Source organism: Vibrio fortis, assembly GCF_000695685.1.
Lineage (GTDB): Bacteria > Pseudomonadota > Gammaproteobacteria > Enterobacterales > Vibrionaceae > Vibrio > Vibrio fortis_A.
On sequence record NZ_JFFR01000002.1, the window covers coordinates 460,932 to 482,595 of the forward strand.

Below are 21,664 nucleotides of genomic sequence, written 5' to 3' on the forward strand. Positions count from 1 at the left end.
TCACGTCCACCGTGCCCACAGTCTGGCCGTCGGCGATGGTGATGGTCTGACCGTTACTCAACTTCATGGTCACCGCGCCTTCCGATGGATTCGTCAGCGTCGCGGTGTAGGTGATTGTGCCGCCTTCTGCAACCATCTCTGTCGCCGTTAGGCTCACCGTGGTGTCATCGATAACGGGAGTAATACCAACGTTCACCGTCAGTGTATCTGTGCCGCCTTGGCCGTCAGAGACGATGACTGTGAAGCTATCGCTTCCGTTGTAGTCTGCATTTGGTGTGTAGGTCCAGTGACCGTTTGCATCAACAGTCACTGAGCCATTAGACGGATCGCTGCCTTTTGAGAAGCTTAACGAATCGTTATCACCGTCTGAGGCAGAGAGAGAGCCACTGACTGGTGTATCTTCATCTGTTGTCACTGCAACGCTGTCACCTAGTGGGACGCCGTTACCATCAACAATTGCTGGGGTATCGTTAACTGGCGTCACACCAACATTTACTGTCAGCGTATCCGTGCCACCTTGGCCGTCAGACACGACTACCGTGAAGCTGTCGTTACCGTTGTAGTCTGCGTTTGGTGTGTAAGTCCAATTACCGTTTTCATCAACAGTCACTGAGCCGTTAGATGGATCGCTGCCTTTTGAGAAGCTAAGAGAATCGTTATCACCATCCAATGCAGAGAGAGAGCCGCTGACTGGGGTGTCTTCGTCTGTCGTTACTGCAACACTATCGCCTAATGGGTCACCGTTGCTATCAACAAGCGCTGGGGTGTCGTTAGCTGGAGTTACACCAACATTCACCGTCAGTGTGTCTGTACCACCTTGACCATCAGACACGACTACCGTGAAGCTGTCGTTACCGTTGTAGTCTGCGTTTGGTGTGTAGGTCCAGTTACCGTTTTCATCAATGGTTACTGAGCCGTTAGATGGATCGCTGCCTTTTGAAAAACTTAGTGAGTCATTGTCGCCATCAGATGCAGAAAGTGAGCCACTGACTGGAGTATCTTCATCTGTTGTCACTGCAACGCTATCGCCTAGTGGGTCGCCATTACTGTCAACAAGCGTTGGGGTATCGTTAACTGGAGTCACACCAACATTCCCCCCCCCCCCCCCCCCCCCCCCCCCCCCCCCCCCCCCCCCCCCCCCCCCCCCCCCCCCCCCCCCCCCCCCCCCCCCCCCCTGCAACGCTATCGCCTAGTGGGTCGCCATTACTGTCAACAAGCGTTGGGGTATCGTTAACTGGAGTCACACCAACATTTACTGTCAGCGTATCCGTGCCGCCTTGGCCGTCAGAGACAATAACTGTGAAGCTGTCGCTGCCGTTATAGTCTGCGTTTGGTGTGTAGGTCCAGTTACCGTTTTCATCGACAGTCACGGAACCATTAGACGGATCGCTACCTTTTGAAAAGCTGAGAGAATCATTGTCGCCGTCGGACGCAGAGAGAGAGCCGCTGACTGGGGTGTCTTCGTCTGTGGTTACTGCAACGCTGTCGCCTAGTGGGTCGCCGTTACCATCAACAATCGTCGGGGTATCGTTAACTGGCGTCACACCAACATTCACCGTTAATGTATCCGTACCGCCTTGGCCATCCGACACAATAACCGTGAAGCTGTCGCTGCCGTTGTAGTCTGCGTTTGGTGTGTAGGTCCAGTTGCCGTTTGCATCAACAGTCACGGAACCGTTAGACGGATCGCTACCTTTTGAAAAGCTGAGAGAATCGTTATCGCCATCGGATGCAGATAGAGAGCCACTAACTGGGGTATCTTCATCAGTAGTTACAGCGACGCTGTCGCCTAGTGGGTCGCCGTTACCATCAACAAGCGTTGGGGTATCGTTAACTGGAGTCACACCAACATTCACCGTCAGTGTATCAGTACCACCTTGGCCGTCAGACACAACAACTGTGAAGCTGTCGTTACCGTTATAATCAGCGTTTGGTGTATACGTCCAATTTCCGTTTGCATCGACAGTCACTGAGCCATTAGATGGATCGCTGCCTTTTGAGAAGCTTAACGAATCGTTGTCATCATCTGAAGCTGAGAGCGAGCCACTAACTGCCGTATCTTCATCAGTTGTTACTGAAACACTATCGCCCAATGGATCACCGTTACCATCAACAATCGCTGGGGTGTCGTTGACAGGGGTAACGTCAACGTTAACTGTGATGGTATCTGTACCACCTTGGCCATCAGATACAACAACTGTGAAGCTATCGCTTCCGTTATAGTCAGCATTAGGTGTATAGGTCCAACTGCCGTCTTCCTCAATAACAAGCTGACCGTTTTGAGGAGCCTCTCCCATTGAAAAAGTGACCGCGTCACCATCAGCATCTGTCGCTTCTAGTTGGCCACTAACGGAGGTATCTTCATTTGTGGAAACAGCAAGCGTGTCACTGACTGAGGAGCCATTAAAACTAACAATGTCTGGCGCACTGTTTTGAGAGGCAAAAGCACGGAAAGAATCTAACAGCGTAAGACTTTGAGTTTCAGATAGTCCTAAAGACTCAAATCCAGAAGTAACAAACTCTGTTTCAGGGATAGTTTCTTCGCCGTCACGTTCAATGGTTCCGCTATTTGTTAGACTAGAACCACTTACACCAGCGGCGGTAGCAAACTCATCACCAAGCTGTGTTGGATCCGCGCCTTCTTCTAACGCAGCGAAAATGTTTTCGATTTCAGCATCGAGTTCAATCTCAATATCTTCTTCAAATCGTTTAACAGACAGACTTGGTTGTGAAGATTCATTTTGACTTTCCAAAATCAAATCGCCTGGCTGCAGTACTTCGCCAGCTTCTAAAACACGAACCTTGCCGTCAAGGCCTATAACAATACGTTGTCCAGCACCTAGTGCGCCTACTAGGCTTAAAATTGTCATATCCATATTTACCCCTAAACCCACTTTTCAAGTGGTGTGTCAAAAATGCGACACATAAAAAATGCTAATTAGATAAAATATAACACCTATGCGCAGTCGATTCATAGTCGACACCCATTCATTTAACAAAATCAGATACAGACTAATGACAAAGATCACATCAAATGGTAGTCTGAATGCTCTAAACATAGATATAAGTTATTGTGTTTCCAGATATTAAAGAAGATGACAACTGGTAAGATTTGTTCAGTTTTGACGTATCAAAATCGACACTAAACCCAAATCCAAACCTTCTGATTTTTGCTAAAGCATGCTTATCGATCGTTATTTTTTTGGCGCTATATTTAGCCACCTAACTCAGCATTATTTGTTTGTAATATGGACACTACGGAGATGTCAGTGAATAAGATTAAAACTGCAACATGTGGGCTTGCTGTCCTCTTAAGTTTACCTTCATACGGTCAAACTCTAGAGCAGGCGGTTGCATTTACTCTTGAGAACAATCCTGAGATCAAAAGTGCTTACAATGAGTACATCAGTAAGCGTTATCTCAACGATGCTTCTGGAGGTGCTTATAGGCCAAGTATCGACCTAGACGCTGGCATTGGCTATGAGCATACTGATCTCGCGTCGAACTCAGATACCACCGACCTCACCCGTAAGGAAGCAACCATTACGCTCACGCAATTAATATGGGATGGTTCCAATACACTCAATGATATCGACCGTACAGCAGCTGATGCAGAGTCAGTACGCTACCAATTACTTGCAACCGCTCAAGATACTGCACTGGAAGTAACCAAGATTTATCTCGATGCAGTAAAGGCATACGAAGTACTTTCTCTTTCTGAAAGTAACCTAGCTACGCACAAAGATATCTATCGAGACATTAAAAAGCGTGTAGATTCCGGTATTGGATCTACCGCTGACATGTCGCAAGTTGAGGCTCGTATAGCTAAAGCTCACGGTAATTTACTCGCAGCTCAAAATAATCTGTTCGATACACACACCCAGTTCAAGCGAATTACAGGTCAAAAACCACTTGGTCTGACTTTCCCAAGGGCTGATTCAGCAGCAATCCCTTACACAATTGACAGCGCACTTGAGCTTGCGTTTCAAACGCACCCTGTCATTCAAATTGCTCGTGCAGACGTTGATTCTGCCAAGTTTCAATATAAGCAATCAAAAAGTACTAACTACCCAACCGTATCCGTTGAAGCAGCACAGACATGGCGAGATGATGCCGGTGGCACAGAAGGCAGTAGCAATGAGTTTTCAGCGATGCTTCGACTTAGATACAACCTCTATAATGGCGGTGCCGACCAAGACAGAGCAGAAAGCGCAGCTTATCAACTCAATAAAGCGAAAGACCTAAGAGAAAGAAGCTACAGAAATGTAGAGGAGAGCTTAAGGCTATCTTGGAGTGCGCTTGATTTAACAGTTCAACAGAAGGAATTTCTATCTGACCACGTTGATTCGGCGTCTGATACTGTAATTTCTTATGAAAAACAATACCGTATAGGTAAACGTACACTCCTTGATTTGCTCAACACTGAGAACGAACTCTTTGAAGCTCGTAAAGATTACCTCGATGCTAAATATGATGAGCAGTATGCGAAATACAGAGTAATGAACGCCTCTGGAAACCTACTCGCTGCTCTACGTGTACAAACGCCTGAGGAATGGCATGAAGAAGTGGAGTACTAAGCAATGAACAAATCTAGCATTTTCTCTGCTTTCATCATGGTGATGTCCTCATCCACCATAGCTCAGCAGTTTGACGACGAATATGCCTACTTACCGACGCCAAAACCAGAGCAAATCTACGACTTGCAAGATGATGACAATGACGGCGTTATCAATGCTCGTGATCTTTGTCCTGGAACGCCTATTGGTGCCGAAATTGATAATGACGGCTGTGGCTCATATTTTGAATCGTCTGAACAGAAGCAACTACATATCTTGTTTGCGAATAACTCGACTGAAATAAACCCAGCGTTCTTGAACCAGATCCGTCAAATGGCCTCCTTTTTGAAACGCTATGAAACCACGACTATCCAATTGCAAGGCTACGCGAGTAAAACGGGTAATGCAGAGCATAACTTAATGCTGTCAAAAGAACGTGCTGCTAATGTACGTCGAGCTCTGATCAGCAATGGTATCGCGCCATCACGAATTAATATTGTCGGCTATGGTGATTCAGCTTCAGGGGGAATCAACCAAGACAACATTAGTCATGCACTCAATCGTAAAGTAGTGGCATCTGTGGCTGGGTTTAAGGGGCACATTAAAGAAGAGTGGCACATCTTTACTAAGATAGAAAAGTAACCTTCATACCCGAGTAACTTAAAGATTTAATACTCTGAAATAAACCATTAAAGGAATAGGTTATCCCATTTAAGCCATGTACCTAAGGCGGCGTTAATGGTAACCTTGCCCCGTTATCAATATAGAGAACTATTTCATGAGCAAACTAACAGCTGATACTCAAGCAAACCTTGATCTATTCGTTTCTGAATCAAAAGAAACTAAACTTGTATGGGGCCTTCGTAACGAAGAAGGTTGGCTAGCATGTGACTCTACTGAATTTGAAAATAGCGAAGTTATGCCTTTCTGGTCTTCAAAAGAAGATGCTCAAACGCACAACGTAGAAGAATGGGCTGATTTCGAAGTACTAGAAATCCCTCTTGATATCTTCGTTGAAGATTGGCTACTAACGCTGGCTGAAGATGGTGTACTAGTTGGCGTTAACTGGAATGCGTCTCTAGAAGGCAAAGAACTAGAACCTTCTGACCTAGCTAAGCTATACATCTAAATCATAAGAAATGGTCGCTCAACAGCGGCCATTTTTTTATCTGCTTTTTAAGCTCTAGTCATACTCCAAACTTGGACAGAGATTTCACTCACACATTTCTATCCACTTCTCACTGATAATTTGAACCAAGATCAAACTAAATTTAGAATGACGTTCTTTATCTTGTTCAGACTCTCATCTGTGATTCGCCTATTTTCTTTAGTCTTAATTATCTTCATAAGCTTACCTGCCAAATCTGAAATTGATAGGGCAGGTGCTGATATTCAAATTCACTTAGGCGAAACTCCTAACTCTGACTGGAATGTTCTGTATCTTTCGACACTAAACACAGATCCAGCTCGAGCCTTCAATATGCTTAAGGCACGATACGCCAGTGCTGAATCTGACGGTGAAAAACTATATATTTCTGCCCTCCTCTACACCTACATGAAACGTCACAATCAACCTTTCTACGGAGGGAGTTCAGGCGATGAAAATTACCAAGCGTTAGAGGTGAAATTTATCGAAGCGTTGTCCTTAGATGGTCAAGGACAGTATCAAACAGCTCAGCAAGGGTTCATTCAGCTGCTTAAACAGATGAAAGCCCAAAATGACGAAACAGGTAAGCTGCTATTGAAGTACCAGCTTTGTCGTTCATTCAATGAACAGTCTCGCTATCATCAGGCCAATTACTACTGTTCGATCCTTGAGGCAGACATCAACGATATTGCAGACCCTATCGTACCCAAATCTATCGCTTATCGCGTCATCGCTAACAATCAGTACTTCAGAAGCGATTACCAAGCAGCCCTCAACACCTACATGACTTTAATTGAGTCATTTCCTAAAGGGCAAGACATATCTGGAATCTACAATGATTTGGGTAACCTTTTCAAAGAGATGAAACAATTTGGTCAGTCAGAACAATACTTGACAGCAGCCCTCAACTTACGCCTCAGCGCTTCTGATCTCATGAAAGCACAGGTTCGCCACAGTCTCGCTAAACTCTATATGGCTCAGTCTAGCTACGACCTAGCTATTTCGCAGTTCCTTCAAGCTAAGACATTGCTCTCTTCTTCTGGTCACAACTACGGCACGGCCATGACGACACTAGGCTTAGGAAAAGCATATACCGCAACCCAACAATACCCTTTAGCACGAGCATACCTCACAGAGTCTTTGAGCCTTGCTACCAAACTCAATAATGACGTGATGCGGATCCAAGCCTACCTCGCAATTAGCGAAATGTTCGAAGAGCAGGAGCTATTGAGTGAAGCATTTGATTACGCCGAGCGCGCCTTGATACTTGCAAGACGAGTTGAACGAGAAAGCTATATAGCTGACGTGTATATGCAGCTATCGAAGCTTTACCGGACTCAAGAAGATCACCAACAAGCACTCTTCTACTATGAGCAATATGCGCAATCTCAAATCGCGACTCGCAATACAGATAACCGGTTAGCACTAGAGGCATTGAGCTTAGCGCACAATCAATACGAACAAGAATTAGAGAGCTCTCAGCTACGTAATCAACATGACCTTAACCAACTTCAAATAGAGAAAATGCAACAGCAAAAGCTGATGTATAACGCCATCGTTTTATTACTTATTGTCACGGCTAGTCTCACTTTTTACTCGAATAAGAAAATACGCCGTAAAGCTTCCATTGATTCAATGACAAAGGCGTACAGTCGTGCGGAAATCATTAAGCGAGTGAAAGAGACTAAAGCATCTTCAAAAGCGAATAAACAACACGTATTAGTTCTATTAGATCTAGACAGGTTCAAGACGATTAATGATCAATTTGGGCACCCTACCGGCGATCGCGCTTTGGTTCATGTTAGCCATCAGATCGTTAAGCATCTAAACAAAGGAGAGTTATTGGGGCGTCTTGGCGGAGAAGAGTTTCTCATTCTGCTCAAGGATACCAATATCGAAGATGTGCGTGAACGCGTTGAAGAGATCCACTACGCTATTTCCACTAGTGAATTTCTATCAGAATCAAAAAAGCCACTCACGATTACCGCAAGTTTCGCCTATTTGGCGACGCAGAAATCATTGAGTGACTTTGATATTCTCTATTCAGTGCTTGACCAAGCACTCTACCAAGCAAAAGCAAATGGAAGAAACTGCATCATTGATGCGTATAACGACCCCATCGCTACTAATAGCTTTAGCGATTCACCGATTGCTTACGAACCAGTTCAGCCATGATTTGCTCGCGATTGTCTAGATAGTCGTTGAGCCCTACTTTACGCAGCTCACACGCAGGGCAATCACCACAGCCGTCGCCAATTACGCCGTTGTAGCATGTCAGAGTTTTACTACGAACAAGCTCAAGCGCCGAGTACTGGTCTGCAAGCGCCCAAGTTTCCGCTTTGTTAAGCCACATAAGCGGTGTCTTAATATCTAGCTCTCTGTCCATACCTTGCACAAGCGCAGAGTTCATCGCCTTTACAAAATCATTACGGCAATCAGGGTAGCCAGAAAAGTCTGTTTCACAAACACCTGTGATCACCGCTTGAGCACCGATTTGGTACGCATAGATACCTGCCAAAGTTAGAAACAGGATATTGCGACCCGGTACGAATGAGTTTGGCAAGCCATTCTCTTGCAGTTCATGAGATACAGGGATGTCATCACGCGTCAGTGAGCTAATCGCAAGCTCATTCAATAACGTCACATCCATAACCTTGTGCGCTTTTACTCCAAGCTCTTTTGCTAGGTTCTGCGCAACTTCGATTTCTAATCGATGACGCTGACCATAGTCAAACGTAATCGCATGAACTTCATCATACTCTTGCAGAGCTTGAACCAAACACGTGGTTGAGTCTTGTCCACCACTGAATACAACAACTGCTTTCTTCATTTTTATTCCTTTTCGACAATGCTGCTGAGTTACGCAATGCTCAAATATTTGTGCGTTTGAATAGATAGGCGCCAGTTTCGCTCGATACACGTGTCGATACACAACTGCGTCGCACGATCTTTTTGGCTAATCGGCTGCAGTGCAATAACCGTTTCTGAAGAGACCTTCGCACGCTCTAATAGGTGATCAAGTTGGTCAACATCTTTAGACGTACCCACTGGGTGCTTAATTTCATCTGCGCGCTGCAGGGCGCTGTCTAAAATTTCCAACTTCGCCTTCATTGCCACTTTAGGTGACACCGTCACCCAAGTCTTCACCGTCGCTTTCACTTCTGAGGTTCCACTGGTCTCAATTTGGCAACGGCACCCCATCTTTTCAAAGGCTTCAGTTAAAGGTACAAGATCGTAAATACAAGGTTCACCACCGGTAATCACAATATGTTTAGCATTGAAGCCTTGTTTAACATATTGGTCAACTATGCCTTGAGCATCAACTGAGGACCAAGTTGGTGAGTCTTCTGTTTTCACCATAATATCGCCAAGAGATGTTTCATCTTCAGCAAGGGCTTCCCATGTCTGTTTTGTGTCGCACCAAGAGCAACCGACCGGACAGATTTGCAGGCGCACGAACACCGCTGGAACACCAGTAAAGACACCTTCACCCTGGATGGTTTCAAACATTTCATTAATCTTGTACAACTTTCCCTCAGCTCACATCATTTCGTAAAACAAATTAGGCGGAGACGATAAAGCACTTAAAGGCTTGGGTCAAACAAATGAGTATTACAAAATCCGTTGATCAAAGCCCTAGCTTGCAGTTTCCACTTGCCTTATCCTTGCCAACATTCATTTTTGTTAGCTTTTTATTTTTAGTAAGTAAGGATCCACATGTACAAACTGATTGCTCTGGATATGGATGGCACACTATTAAACAGTGATAAAGTCATCTCTGCAGAGAACAAAGATGCGATTGCCCGAGCTCGTGCTGCAGGCGTTAAAGTTGTATTAGCATCAGGACGCCCACTTGAAGGGATGCAGAGCAAACTCGACGAGTTAAACATCAATGGCGAAGACGACTTCGTCCTTTTCTACAACGGCTCGATGGTACAAAACGTATCAACCAAAGAAGTGATTCATAGCGAAATTAGCCACGGTAAAGCGGCTAAGGAGATTGCTGAACTTGCCCATGAATTGGGTGGATATGTTCATGCATTCAGTAAGGTACATGGTCTAATCACGCCAGAAAACAACGAATACACAGGCATTGAAGCGCGCATCAACGGCCTAGAAATTACTGAGTTCGATTTTTCTCAACTAGAAGATGATCACGAGATCATCAAAACCATGATTGTCGCAGAGCCAAGCAAACTGACAGAAATCATTGGAAAATTGCCAGAGCAGCTTAAATCTCAATTCACGATTGTTCAAAGTGCACCATTCTTCCTTGAGTTCTTAAACCCTAAATCAAACAAAGGCGTCGGTATCGAAGCCATTGCGAACCATCTTGGCATTCGCTCTGATGAGGTGATTTGTATGGGTGACGCTGAAAACGACCATCATATGCTGGAGTATGCTGGCCTTGGTATTGCAATGGAAAATGCGATGGAAGAGACTAAACAAATTGCCAACTACATCACCGCAAGTAATGACGACCACGGTGTAGCTAAGGCTATTGATAAGTTTATCTTTGATAAGTAATCGCGATGCGATGAAAGGCGCTCTAGCCCTTCCTTAAAAGCTTAAAAAAGGCTGTCTTCACAGCCTTTTTTATTACGCGATATCGATTCTAAACTCTTTTCCAAGGTAAGCGGAAAGCAACTACCCCAAGCAGAATCAACAGCGGAAAACGAAGTGTTTCGACAATCAAGGAACCAATACCGCTAAACGAAACAAAGCTTCCTGCCCAGCTAATTACTCCATTGGTTGCCAAAAGCAGCACAATCACGCCCAGTACAATATTGAATGAGAACTGTCCTACTAAGGGATTAGCGTGAGTTAAAGTCACCAAACAGGCTATAGTCATTAGAATCGCCACCCAAAATGTGAACGTTGGCAGTGGCCATATGACGGTTAGAACAATAGAAATAATCGCAAGTCCCCACCAAACCGCCTTGGAACTCAATAACTCACTAATGTTTACATCTGGCTTTGTATGTAATCGAACAATGTGCCAAGTCGTTAGGCCACCTAAAACTGCCCCCATTAAGACGTCACTGAAGAACGCACTTCCTGAGTATGCTTTGAATAATGTAATCCACAACAAACCAATGCCGATCCAAGACCACGCTTTTTGGTCGTCGAGCTTTTTCAGCTTCCAAACGACCAGACTGGTAAGGCTTACCCAGATAGCCGCTAACATGCTTGGAAAGCTATAACCACTACTTTCCACCAGCTTAAGCGTTGGGAGGTATGCGTGTGGGCGGGGTAAACCAAAGCCCTGATGAGCAATCAAGGTAAGCAGGGTAACGGAGATAAGCGTAAAGCCAAACTTGAGCGCAAAATTACGGCCAAAATGCCAAGCTATCAAAGGCAAAACAACGATAAATATCCAAGGCTGTGCAATAAGATCTGTCACTAGAATGCTATGGCCAATGGTACTTGGCAGTGAGTTAATCGCGTTTTGGAGCATCGCAATGACACCAAGCTCTCCTTGATGGATTTGAGGCGCTGCGGCGACCAACTCAGAAACATAAGTGACAGGCTGATCGGAAGCTCGGCCAAACATCTCGACAATGGTATTCCACTGATCTGGGTAGCGATATTCTTTAGCATCAAGCGTTTCAGGGGCCAGAAGCATAGCGCGGCTTACCTCTACACCGTAATGCGGAGCGAACCAGATTGGCAGCTCGAACCCACCGATTTCGTTTTTTATGTCGTAGCTGATGATCTCTGAATCAGAAATACAATCAAACACCACGGCACCATCGGTATAGCCAAGCACATCACCAACGGTAACGGCCAGGCCCGCCTCTTCCCATGTCTCCCTTTGAGCAGCGACATAAGCGGGCTCGCCAGCCACTATAGTGCCACCCGGTAAAGATAATTGACCTGTAATGATCTCATCGACCAAAACAATTTGGTCATCAGCTCGAACTAAACAGAGCGCCCCCGCTAGGTTATCGGGTAGTTGTTCTTGAGCCGATACATTTGAGATGCCTAAAATAGAAACCAACATTATGAGGAAAAAACGATATAACAACGAAAGCACCTACAAACAAATAAGAAAATACGAACGAAAACAACGCAGTGTAATGGAGTCACTCACCAAGCGCAGCCTAGCTTTTCACCAAAGACTTTCTCCACCATTGAATGTGCGGTATGAACCCCATTTTTTGATAGAAGTGCTTGGCATTGTCATTAAAGTCCCATACTTCAACGAACACCTGCTTCACTCCATAATCATCAAATGTTTTCTCTAACTTACTGAAAAGCTTCTCGGCAATCGCTTGATTTCGGTAATCAGGCAAAACAAACAATTCATCAATACTGCCCATTTGAACAGGTTTACTTACCGTGGACACCAATTCACAAAAATGTCCGGTGACAAAACCGACTATCAGCTGTCCTTTCAAAGCCACATAAACCAAGCATTGAGGGTCATCTAGGTATCGAGCGATACTCTTTTCCTGTTCAATCTCCTCAGCAGTCTTAAAGTGCTCCGGGCTAGCGAGATGGTGATAATGATGTAGATCGAACATCATCTCGTTCAGCTGCTCAAGGTCTGAGTTTTGTGCAGCTCTCAATGTTAGGCTCATGGTGTAGAGTCTTCTTTTATTTCACAAAATAACACTATAGCCTAGTTTACTTACCCATAGCGACGATACAAGCACAGATACTTGTATCAGCATGTTTAAGGTGTGTAATTATTCGGATGGAACCATAAAGAAAGCCGCTTAGTCGCAATGACTAAGCGGCTTATTAGACGTCTTGGTTGTATTAACAGTACTAGCTAAACTTCTTTAGATAGACGACTTTCGATTTCTTTAAGGCTAGATGGGTCATCGATTGTTGAAGGCACAACGTACTGCTCTCCATCCGCGATTTGTCGTATCGTCTTACGCAGAATCTTGCCCGAGCGAGTTTTAGGAAGGCGCTCAACTACCAGCGCTTGTTTAAAGCAGGCAACCGCACCAATTTCATTACGAACCTTTCCTACCAACTCTCCTTGAAGCTCAACATCATCGACTTTCACGCCATCTTTGAGTACCACTAACCCAAGCGGAAGCTGCCCTTTCAAGTCATCGTGAATTCCCACAACCGCACATTCAGCAATAGCAGGGTGGCCACCAACAATCTCTTCCATTTCACCAGTCGACAATCTATGCCCCGCAACGTTAATCACATCGTCAATACGTCCCATAATGAATAGATAGCCCTCTTCGTCTAGGTATCCACCATCACCCGATACGTAGTAACCGGGGAACTGACTCAAGTAGCCGGATTCAAAGCGGTCATGATTGCGCCAAACTGTAGGGAGACAACCCGGTGGCAGAGGGCGCTTAATCGCAACAAAGCCTTGCTGATTTGGTTGAGCCGTTTCTCCTAACTCATCGAGGATCTCAACTTGATAGCCCGGAACAGGTTTAGTTGCTGAGCCGGCTTTCACTGGCATCAGTTCTAAGCCAGTAGGATTACCCGCTATCGCCCAACCTGTCTCGGTCTGCCACCAGTGATCGACAACAGGTTTAGCTGTTTTACTTTCAACCCACTCTAGGGTTGGTGGGTCCAAACGCTCACCCGCCATAAAGATGGTATCAAGTTTTGATAGATCATATTGCTTAAGACACTCACCCTCTGGGTCTTCCTTCTTGATTGCACGAAACGCTGTAGGAGCTGAGAATAAAACGTTCACAGAATACTCTTCACAAACTCGCCAAAACGCGCCCGGATCAGGAGTTCGGACTGGTTTACCCTCAAACAGAATAGTCGTACAACCGTGAATCAAAGGCGCATAGACAATGTAAGAGTGGCCAACAACCCAACCGACATCAGAAGCCGCCCAGAAAACCCCGTCTTGTGGCATGTTGTAGATAGTACTCATCGAATACTTCATCGCAACCGCATGACCGCCATTATCACGTACAACCCCTTTCGGCTTGCCCGTAGTGCCTGAGGTATACAAGATATAAAGAGGATCCGTTGCAAGCACAGGCACACAACCGTGAGGCAGTGAGTTCTCCATCTCCTGCTGCCAATCCAAATCTCGCTCATTTTGTAACTCAGCTTCACATTCAGGTCGTTGAAGCACCAGTACATTTTGTGGCTTCCAGCGACTATCCATGATCGCTCTATCAACCAAAGGCTTGTAAGGAATAACTTTGTTGATTTCGATGCCACAAGACGCCGTGATCAGCATCTTAGGCTCGGCGTCCTCAATGCGTACCGCAAGCTCATGAGGGGCAAAACCTCCAAATACCACTGAGTGAATCGCACCGAGTCTCGCACAGGCAAGCATCGCCATCGCCGCTTCCGGGATCATCGGCATATAGATAACCACTCGGTCGCCCTTCTTAACACCCTGAGCCGCTAGTAAGCCGGCGACTTTCGCTACTTGATCGCGCAACTCCACATAGCTGTAGCGCTTCTTAACGCCTGTTACAGGAGAGTCATAGACCAGCGCAGTGGTATCGCCTCGCCCTTGCTCACAATGATAATCAAGTGCAAGCCAGCACGTATTCATCACGCCATCAGCAAACCAGCGCTCTATACCATTGTCATCTTTCTCTAAAATTCGGGTAGGTTCTTCAAACCAGTCAATACATTGAGCTTGGCTTTGCCAGTATTGCTCAGGGTTACGCGTCGCAAAATCATAGGCAGCTTGATAAGCTCCTGTTTGCATCGCACCTTGGTTTGAAGTTTCAATTGATTGCTCTTTTTGCTCTAGTGTAGAAGACATAACGCCTCCTCCTTGAATTCGTCAGAAAACGATCAGCCGTATAATCGGCTTGTTGACCTTTTGTCTTTACGTGTTATTTCCCGTATTGAATAGCTTATTCTGGTTTTAGCACAGCCAATGCCTTAATAAACAGACCATGCCAAGACCCAAGCATTTACAATGGACAGGGCACGCGCACTAACCCTTCCATCAGGATCCGAGCGCTTCTGCTCATCATGGCTTTCTCTACCGCCCACCCTTTAGGGGTTAACGAAGCACCGGCTCCTACCTTTAACGTTCCAGAAGGGTGTCCAAAAGTAGTAAAATCTCGTTCGCCACCACCTGCAGCGCGATTAACCAGTGTTCCGGATATCGCAGCGGCCGACGCGATGGCAACGGCTGCTGTTCCCATCATGGCGTGGTGCAGTTTGCCCATGGACAGCGCTCGAACCAAGACGTCAATCTCAGTCTCTTCGACCATCTTCCCACTAGATGCTTTGTACCGTTTTGGTGGAGATACAAACGCTACCTTCGGCGTGTGCTGACGCATTTGCGCCTCACTGATGTCTTCAATCAAACCCATGGCAACAGCGCCGTGTGCTCGAATCGACTCAAATAGTGCTAAGGCTTCCTCGTCAGAGTTGATATCTTCTTGCAGTTCGGTTCCTTGATATCCAAGAACGGAGGCATCAACAAAGATGGTTGGTATCCCTGCGTTAACCAAACTCACCTCAATACAACCCAATTCAGGAACATCGAGTAGATCAACCGCTTGTCCGGTTGGAAGCACACTCCCCACCTCACCAGCGGGTTCCATAAAGTCGACCTGAATTTCAGCAGCTGGAAAAGTCACGCCATCCAACTCAAAATCACCAACTTCTTGAACTTGACCATTAATCATTGGTACATGGACAATAATCGTCTTCTCGATATTGGCTTGCCAAACCCGAACTTCAACGACACCGTTCATTGGGACTCGTTCAGGATCAATTAGACCAGCATGAATGGCATAAGGCCCGATAGCAGCTGATAAGTTGCCACAGTTACCGCTCCAGTCGACAAACGGTTTATCAATCGCTACCTGACCAAATAGATAATCGACATCGTGACCGGGTTGTTCACTCTTAGATGCAATCACAACCTTACTGGTACTGGATGTTGCTCCACCCATACCGTCTGTCTGTTTGCCGTAAGGATCTGGACTACCAATAACGCGCATCAGTAACTTGTCTCGATACTCACCGGGCGTTTGCGCTCGCTCTGGCAGGTCGACGAGATTGAAGAAAACACCTTTACTAGTACCGCCTCGCATGTAGGTCGCTGCAATTTTCAATTGATGAATACTCATAATGCCTCCCTACTGCGCCAAAAAGTCTTTGGCAAAGCGTTGAAGTACGCCACCAGCTTGATAGACATGCACTTCGTCTTCGGTATCCAGACGACAAGTGACTGCGACATCCATTCGGCTACCATCCTGACGTGTAATAACTAATGCGAGATCAGCGCCCGGTGTGATATCTCCATGGACATCAAACAGTTCTGTACCATCTAGCTTGAGCGTATTGCGATTTTCCCCAGCTTTAAATTGCAGCGGCAGAACGCCCATTCCGACTAGGTTGGTACGGTGGATACGCTCAAAACCTTCAGCAACAATCGCTTCTACACCCGCCAAGCGAACACCTTTGGCAGCCCAGTCTCGAGATGAGCCTTGACCATAGTCTGCACCCGCGATAACGACCAGCGGCTGCTTTCTATCCATGTAGGTTTCGATAGCTTCCCACATGCGTGTTACCTTGCCTTCTGGTTCAACGCGAGCAAGTGAGCCTTGTACCACTTTGCCATTTTCTTGGACCATCTCATTAAAGAGCTTAGGGTTAGCAAAGGTGGCACGTTGCGCCGTTAAGTGATCGCCTCGGTGAGTCGCGTAAGAGTTAAAGTCCTCTTCTGGCACATCCATTTTGGCTAAGTATTCACCGGCTGCACTGCTCGCGAGAATCGCATTAGACGGCGAAAGGTGATCCGTGGTGATGTTGTCACCCAGAATTGCCAGTGGTCGCATTCCTTTCAGCGAACGCTCCCCTGCCAAAGCGCCTTCCCAATATGGAGGACGACGGATATAGGTACTCATCGGGCGCCAATCGTAAAGAGGCTCACTGGCAGACAACCCTTCATCCAACTTAAACATTTGAATGTAGATGTCGTTAAACTGTTGCGGTTTCACGTGCTGCGCTACAACTGCATCGATCTCTTCGTCACTTGGCCATAAGTCGCTCAAATAGATCGGATTGCCCGATGCATCATTGCCAAGGCTGTGCTTCTCAATATCGAAGCGCATTGTCCCTGCAAGCGCGTAAGCGACAACCAGTGGGGGAGATGCAAGAAACGCTTGCTTGGCATAAGGGTGAATACGACCATCGAAGTTTCGGTTTCCAGATAGCACCGCTGTGGTGTACAGATCTCTGTCGATGATTTCTTGTTGAATCTTAGGATCTAGTGCGCCACTCATGCCATTACAGGTCGTACAGGCATAGCCGACAATACCGAAACCAAGCGTTTCAAGTTCATCCAACAAGCCTGCCGATTCAAGGTAAAGCTTGGCCACTTTCGACCCCGGAGCAAACGAGGTTTTTACCCATGGTTTGCGAACAAGCCCCAACTGGTTGGCTTTTTTAGCGACTAAGCCTGCTGCAACCACATTTCTTGGGTTACTGGTATTAGTACAAGACGTGATAGCAGCAATGATCACCGCGCCATCTGGCATTTGATCGTCGTCGCTCTCAGTCAGCTCGTCATGGCTGATTCCTTGTTGCTGTAACTCAGAAGTTGGTAGTCGTCGATGAGGGTTAGACGGGCCAGCAAGGTTTCGCTCGACCTGCGACAAATCAAACTCAAGCACACGCTCATATTTCGCTGAAGTCATATCATCAGCCCAAAGCCCAACTTGCTTAGCATAACGCTCTACCAAATCGACCTGCTCTGGCTCACGCCCCGTTAGCTTGAGGTACTGAATGGTCTGCTCATCGATGTAGAACATACCCGCAGTCGCGCCATATTCCGGTGTCATGTTAGAGATCGTCGCACGGTCGCCAATCGACAAGGCTCTCGCCCCTTCCCCGAAAAACTCTAGGTAGCTAGAGACAACACGCTCTTTACGCAAGAATTCAGTAATCGCAAGCACGATATCTGTTGCAGTAATACCTTCTTGACGCTGACCAGTTAGCTTAACACCCACAATATCAGGCAATCGCATCATTGATGGTCGACCCAGCATCACAGTTTCAGCTTCTAGCCCGCCAACACCAATCGCGATAACGCCTAGTGCATCAACGTGAGGAGTATGGCTATCGGTACCGACGCAGGTGTCTGGATATGCTAGGCCGTTTTTGTTTTGAATAACTGGCGACATCTTCTCAAGGTTGATCTGATGCATGATCCCGTTACCTGCAGGGATAACATTCACATTCTTAAAGGCCGTTTTACACCACTCGATAAAATGGAAGCGGTCTTCATTACGACGCTCCTCTATTGCACGGTTTTTATCAAAAGCGTCATCTTCAAAGCCAGCGTGTTCAACAGCCAATGAGTGGTCAACAATCAGCTGCGTCTCAACCACAGGGTTTACTTTGGCTGGGTCTCCTCCCTGATCCGCAATTGCATCTCTCAAGCCTGCGAGATCAACCAATGCGGTTTGGCCAAGGATATCGTGACAAACAACACGAGCAGGATACCAAGGAAAATCACGCTCTCGTTTTCTTTCGATGATCTGCTCTAGGCTGGCTTGTAGTGAATCGATTTCACAACGTCTTAGAATCTGCTCGGCCAGCACTTTGGAGGTGTAAGGTAAGGTGTCGTAACTACCGGGAGCAAGTTGCTCAACCGCGTCACGTACGTCATAAAATTCAAGGTTAGTTCCCGGCAACACTTTTCGAAACTGATTTCGATACTGCTCACGGTCTTGGGTATTTTCGGTCATAATCGCCCCTCCATATTGGGCGTAACTTCACTGATCGATAAAGGTGGATGACGTCTAAATGAGCCAGACGACATCCATGGTCGACAGAGCAATCCACTCTGTCTATCGTTACAGTTAACGCAAATGGATAGGCAACCACTCTTGGTGCTCAGGACCCGTGTAGTCCGCACTTGGGCGAATGATACGGTTGTTGGCTCTCTGCTCGAACACATGCGCAGCCCAGCCAGTTAGACGGCTCATCACAAAGATCGGAGTGAACAGCTTAGTTGGGATATCCATGAAGTGATACGCCGAGGCATGGAAGAAGTCAGCGTTACAGAACAAACCTTTCTCGCGCTTCATTACCGACTCAACACGCTCTGAAACTGCATACAGCTTAGTGTCACCCACTTCTTCAGAAAGCGCCTTAGACCACTGCTTAATCAAAGCGTTACGTGGATCGCTTTCACGGTAGATAGCGTGACCAAAGCCCATGATTTTGTCTTTGTTAGCAAGCATCTGCATGATATTGGATTCAGCTTCTTCTGGTGTCTGCCAATCTTGAATCATCTCCATCGCAGCTTCATTCGCACCACCATGCAGAGGGCCTCGCAGCGTACCAATCGCTGCAGTCACACAAGAGTGAATATCGGACAAGGTCGAAGCACACACACGTGCCGCAAACGTTGAAGCATTGAACTCATGCTCAGCGTAAAGAATAAGTGAACAGTGCATCACCTGCTTATGTAGCTCAGTTGGAGTTTCATCGGTTAGCATTTTCAAGAAGTAACCACCGATACACGCTTCACTGTGATCCTCAGTATCTACTCTTACGCCATCGTGGCTAAAGCGATACCAGTAACAGATAATCGCTGGAAACAACGCAAGCATTCGCTCAGTCGCATTAAGCTGCTGAGTAAAGTCTGTCTCTTGTTCAATATTACCTAGCATGGAACAACCCGTGCGCATCACATCCATTGGATGCGCGTCCGCTGGAATTAACTCAAGCGCTGCTTTTAATGATTCAGGTAAGCCACGTAAGCCTACAAGCTTAGTCTTGTAATCATCAAGCTCTTTCGCATTCGGTAGGTGACCTCTAAGCAGCAGGTACGCCACTTCTTCAAACTGGGCATTATTAGCAAGATCTGTAATGTCGTAACCGCGGTAAGTCAGGCCTGTACCCGATTTACCTACAGTACACAAAGCGGTCTCGCCTGCACTTTGGCCTCGAAGACCCGCGCCGCCGATCGGTGCCTTAGCTGGCGCTTTCTCTTCGACACTTGCTTTGTTGCTCAATGTAGTGGTCATGATGAACTCCTTCTCTGTGTTAGCTGCCTGCACTCTTTGGTGCGTTTTTGATTCAGTCCTAAGCGCATATTTCATCCAAAATATAGAGTCGCTTGGCTGTTGTAGGTCGAGCTAACCGTTTCACGTTATTGGATTAAGTATTCTTAATGTTTCTTTAAATTCGTTATTTCTAATTGGGTTACTGAGCCGCTCTATTCGCTCTCGTCACTCGCAAACAGCTGATCGAGCTTATTCTCGTAATCGTGGTAATTCAGGTGCTGGTATAGCTCTTTACGTGTCTGCATTGAATCAAGCAGCGCCTCTTGATTGCCTTCGACTAACAGGTGTTTGTAGACGTTTTCTGCCGCTTTATTCATCGCTCTAAAGGCGCTCAACGGGTACAGAACCATGTCGACATGAGCCTCTGCCAGCTCTTTGCAGTTGTATAATGGTGTCTGACCAAACTCAGTAATATTGGCCAAGATAGGAACATGACGGCCTGTGGCAGATTGCAGTGCTGTTGAGAACTTCACGTATTGATCAAGCTGATTCATTGCTTCAGGGAAGATCATATCTGCGCCCGCTTCCACACATGCTATCGCGCGCTCAATAGCACTATCGATGCCTTCAACCGCCAAAGCGTCTGTTCTCGCCATGATCACAAAGTCGCTGTCTACCCTTGCGTCTGCCGCAGCTTTTACTCGGTCGACCATCTCAGCTTGGCTCACGATGGCTTTATTTGGACGGTGGCCACATCGTTTCTGCGCCACTTGGTCTTCCATGTGAACCGCCGCGGCTCCAGCTTTTTCCATCGCTTTGATAGTACGAGCGATATTGAATGCCCCGCCAAAGCCAGTATCAATATCGACCAACAGAGGCAGGTCACACGCATTGGTAATGCGTTCTACATCCACTAACACGTCGTTTAATGTAGTGATGCCTAAATCTGGTAGTCCGTAAGACGCATTGGCAATACCCCCCCCTGACAAATAGATAGCCTGATGCCCTAAGTTTTTCGCCATCATGGCGCAATAAGGGTTAATGGTTCCGACAATCTGCAGCGGGTGGTTATTTGCAACCGCTTCACGAAACTTAGCTCCTGGCGATAGATTCATGATTTCTCTCCCTGATGTATTCGATTTCTGTTGGTGTGACTGCGAACAGGTGCAGTCATCACGCTTTATGTGCTTTAAGTAAGAATTTCAGATTCACTCGATTTATTGAGCGTCCGGTTTAACTTGCAATCGCTGCTCGATAAGGCGGCGACTGCCTGATATATGTCTTCTCATCAACATTTCTGCTAACTCTTCATCTCGCTGACTGATTGCTTGCAGAATAAACTTGTGTTCGTTGAGTGCTTCAATAGGGCGTGATTGAGCGCGAGGAGATTGGTAGCGGTACATACGAAGCAAGTGATATAGCTCATCGCACAAAAGCGCCTCTAATTTGCTATTACGACTCGCTTTGATGATTCGGTAATGGAAGTCAAAATCACCGTGCTGATGGAAGTAAGAAGCGCCATCTACTTGATCAATATGCTTTGAGTGAGTCAGTAGCAGCCCTTCTAAACCCATCAACTCTTCGGCTGTGATGTATCGAGCCGCTAATCGCGCTGCCATACCCTCAAGCGCTTCTCGTACGGAATAGAGCTCGATCAGCTTCTCTTCGCAAAGGGTAATTACGCGAGCACCAACATGAGGAATACGCTCAATCAGCCCAAGCCCTTCCACTCTCATCATTGCTTCACGTAGCGGGCCACGGCTCACTTCAAATCGCTTAGCCAACTCTGGTTCAGAGATTTTTGCGCCCGGCTCAAGTTCACCACTAACGATGGCTTCAATCAGATACTCCGTCAGACTTGCTGACTTAGTATGCTCTTTGTCGCCCCCTTTTAACTTAGGGTCATCGTTAAGCAAGGTATTTACTGCTGTCGTCGCCATCTTCTTTTCACCCTAATCCTACATATTCATCTCTAATGATTGTTTTTAGAATCGCGCTAATTGTTAACAATCATTCAA

General features: G+C 46.5%; 16 protein-coding genes and 1 pseudogene. 5 read left to right on the forward strand and 12 right to left on the reverse strand.

What is annotated here, in order from left to right:
* Window positions 1–19: 19 nt before the first annotated feature.
* Window positions 20–1,084 (reverse strand): annotated as a pseudogene (locus VFDL14_RS24810) (Ig-like domain-containing protein); the annotation flags it as partial.
* Window positions 1,071–2,876: an Ig-like domain-containing protein gene (locus tag VFDL14_RS23630; protein WP_050487303.1), complete on the reverse strand. Its 1,806-nt coding sequence runs from the start codon at window positions 2,874–2,876 to the stop codon at window positions 1,071–1,073. The pseudogene VFDL14_RS24810 and the gene VFDL14_RS23630, both read right to left, overlap by 14 nt.
* Before the next feature lie 387 nt (window positions 2,877–3,263).
* On the opposite strand from VFDL14_RS23630, the gene VFDL14_RS20540 reads away from it, so the two are divergent.
* From VFDL14_RS20540 to VFDL14_RS20525, 4 genes are all read left to right on the forward strand, one after another.
* Entirely contained in the window at window positions 3,264–4,577 is a 1,314-nt protein-coding gene (locus VFDL14_RS20540; protein ID WP_419177358.1) for a TolC family outer membrane protein, read from the forward strand.
* A gap of 3 nt (window positions 4,578–4,580) precedes the next feature.
* Window positions 4,581–5,198, forward strand: coding sequence for an OmpA family protein (locus VFDL14_RS20535; RefSeq protein ID WP_032549143.1), 618 nt, complete (start codon window positions 4,581–4,583; stop codon window positions 5,196–5,198).
* 136 nt (window positions 5,199–5,334) lie between these two features.
* On the forward strand, window positions 5,335–5,685 hold the full coding sequence (locus VFDL14_RS20530) for a DUF2750 domain-containing protein (protein WP_032549144.1): 351 nt from the start codon (window positions 5,335–5,337) through the stop codon (window positions 5,683–5,685).
* A gap of 351 nt (window positions 5,686–6,036) precedes the next feature.
* The gene (locus VFDL14_RS20525) at window positions 6,037–7,878 is read left to right on the forward strand and encodes a diguanylate cyclase (RefSeq protein ID WP_152549195.1); all 1,842 of its coding nucleotides are present in this window, start codon (window positions 6,037–6,039) and stop codon (window positions 7,876–7,878) included.
* Here the strand turns inward: VFDL14_RS20525 and queC are convergent.
* Both queC and queE read right to left on the reverse strand, forming a co-directional pair.
* On the reverse strand, window positions 7,838–8,533 hold the full coding sequence (gene queC / locus VFDL14_RS20520; protein ID WP_032549145.1) for a 7-cyano-7-deazaguanine synthase QueC: 696 nt from the start codon (window positions 8,531–8,533) through the stop codon (window positions 7,838–7,840). The two genes, VFDL14_RS20525 and queC, sit on opposite strands and share 41 nt — an antisense overlap.
* Window positions 8,534–8,562: 29 nt before the next feature.
* Complete coding sequence (gene queE, locus VFDL14_RS20515; RefSeq protein WP_152549196.1) at window positions 8,563–9,231, reverse strand: 7-carboxy-7-deazaguanine synthase QueE; 669 nt, start codon at window positions 9,229–9,231, stop codon at window positions 8,563–8,565.
* 189 nt (window positions 9,232–9,420) lie between these two features.
* Here queE and VFDL14_RS20510 point away from each other — a divergent pair, with 189 nt between their 5' ends.
* Window positions 9,421–10,230, forward strand: a complete 810-nt coding sequence (locus tag VFDL14_RS20510; protein WP_032549148.1) for a Cof-type HAD-IIB family hydrolase — start codon at window positions 9,421–9,423, stop codon at window positions 10,228–10,230.
* An 88-nt stretch (window positions 10,231–10,318) separates the two neighbouring features.
* Here the strand turns inward: VFDL14_RS20510 and VFDL14_RS20505 are convergent, their stop codons facing one another.
* The 8 genes from VFDL14_RS20505 to VFDL14_RS20470 form a co-directional block, all read right to left on the reverse strand.
* On the reverse strand, window positions 10,319–11,707 hold the full coding sequence (locus tag VFDL14_RS20505; RefSeq protein ID WP_050487305.1) for a bifunctional NUDIX hydrolase/phosphatase PAP2 family protein: 1,389 nt from the start codon (window positions 11,705–11,707) through the stop codon (window positions 10,319–10,321).
* Window positions 11,708–11,807: 100 nt separating this feature from the next.
* Window positions 11,808–12,287 carry a GNAT family N-acetyltransferase gene (locus VFDL14_RS20500; protein ID WP_032549150.1) on the reverse strand — a complete coding sequence of 160 codons (480 nt, stop codon included), beginning with the start codon at window positions 12,285–12,287 and terminating at the stop codon, window positions 11,808–11,810.
* A gap of 194 nt (window positions 12,288–12,481) precedes the next feature.
* Window positions 12,482–14,371 carry a propionyl-CoA synthetase gene (locus VFDL14_RS20495; RefSeq protein ID WP_032549715.1) on the reverse strand — a complete coding sequence of 630 codons (1,890 nt, stop codon included), beginning with the start codon at window positions 14,369–14,371 and terminating at the stop codon, window positions 12,482–12,484.
* Window positions 14,372–14,582: 211 nt separating this feature from the next.
* The gene (prpF, locus tag VFDL14_RS20490) at window positions 14,583–15,755 is read right to left on the reverse strand and encodes a 2-methylaconitate cis-trans isomerase PrpF (protein WP_032549151.1); all 1,173 of its coding nucleotides are present in this window, start codon (window positions 15,753–15,755) and stop codon (window positions 14,583–14,585) included.
* A gap of 9 nt (window positions 15,756–15,764) precedes the next feature.
* Complete coding sequence (acnD, locus tag VFDL14_RS20485) at window positions 15,765–18,380, reverse strand: Fe/S-dependent 2-methylisocitrate dehydratase AcnD (RefSeq protein WP_032549152.1); 2,616 nt, start codon at window positions 18,378–18,380, stop codon at window positions 15,765–15,767.
* A gap of 114 nt (window positions 18,381–18,494) precedes the next feature.
* Window positions 18,495–19,667, reverse strand: coding sequence for a bifunctional 2-methylcitrate synthase/citrate synthase (prpC, locus tag VFDL14_RS20480; protein ID WP_032549153.1), 1,173 nt, complete (start codon window positions 19,665–19,667; stop codon window positions 18,495–18,497).
* Window positions 19,668–19,858: 191 nt separating this feature from the next.
* Window positions 19,859–20,761: a methylisocitrate lyase gene (gene prpB, locus VFDL14_RS20475; protein ID WP_032549155.1), complete on the reverse strand. Its 903-nt coding sequence runs from the start codon at window positions 20,759–20,761 to the stop codon at window positions 19,859–19,861.
* 102 nt (window positions 20,762–20,863) lie between these two features.
* On the reverse strand, window positions 20,864–21,586 hold the full coding sequence (locus VFDL14_RS20470; protein WP_032549156.1) for a GntR family transcriptional regulator: 723 nt from the start codon (window positions 21,584–21,586) through the stop codon (window positions 20,864–20,866).
* Window positions 21,587–21,664 lie beyond the last annotated feature (78 nt).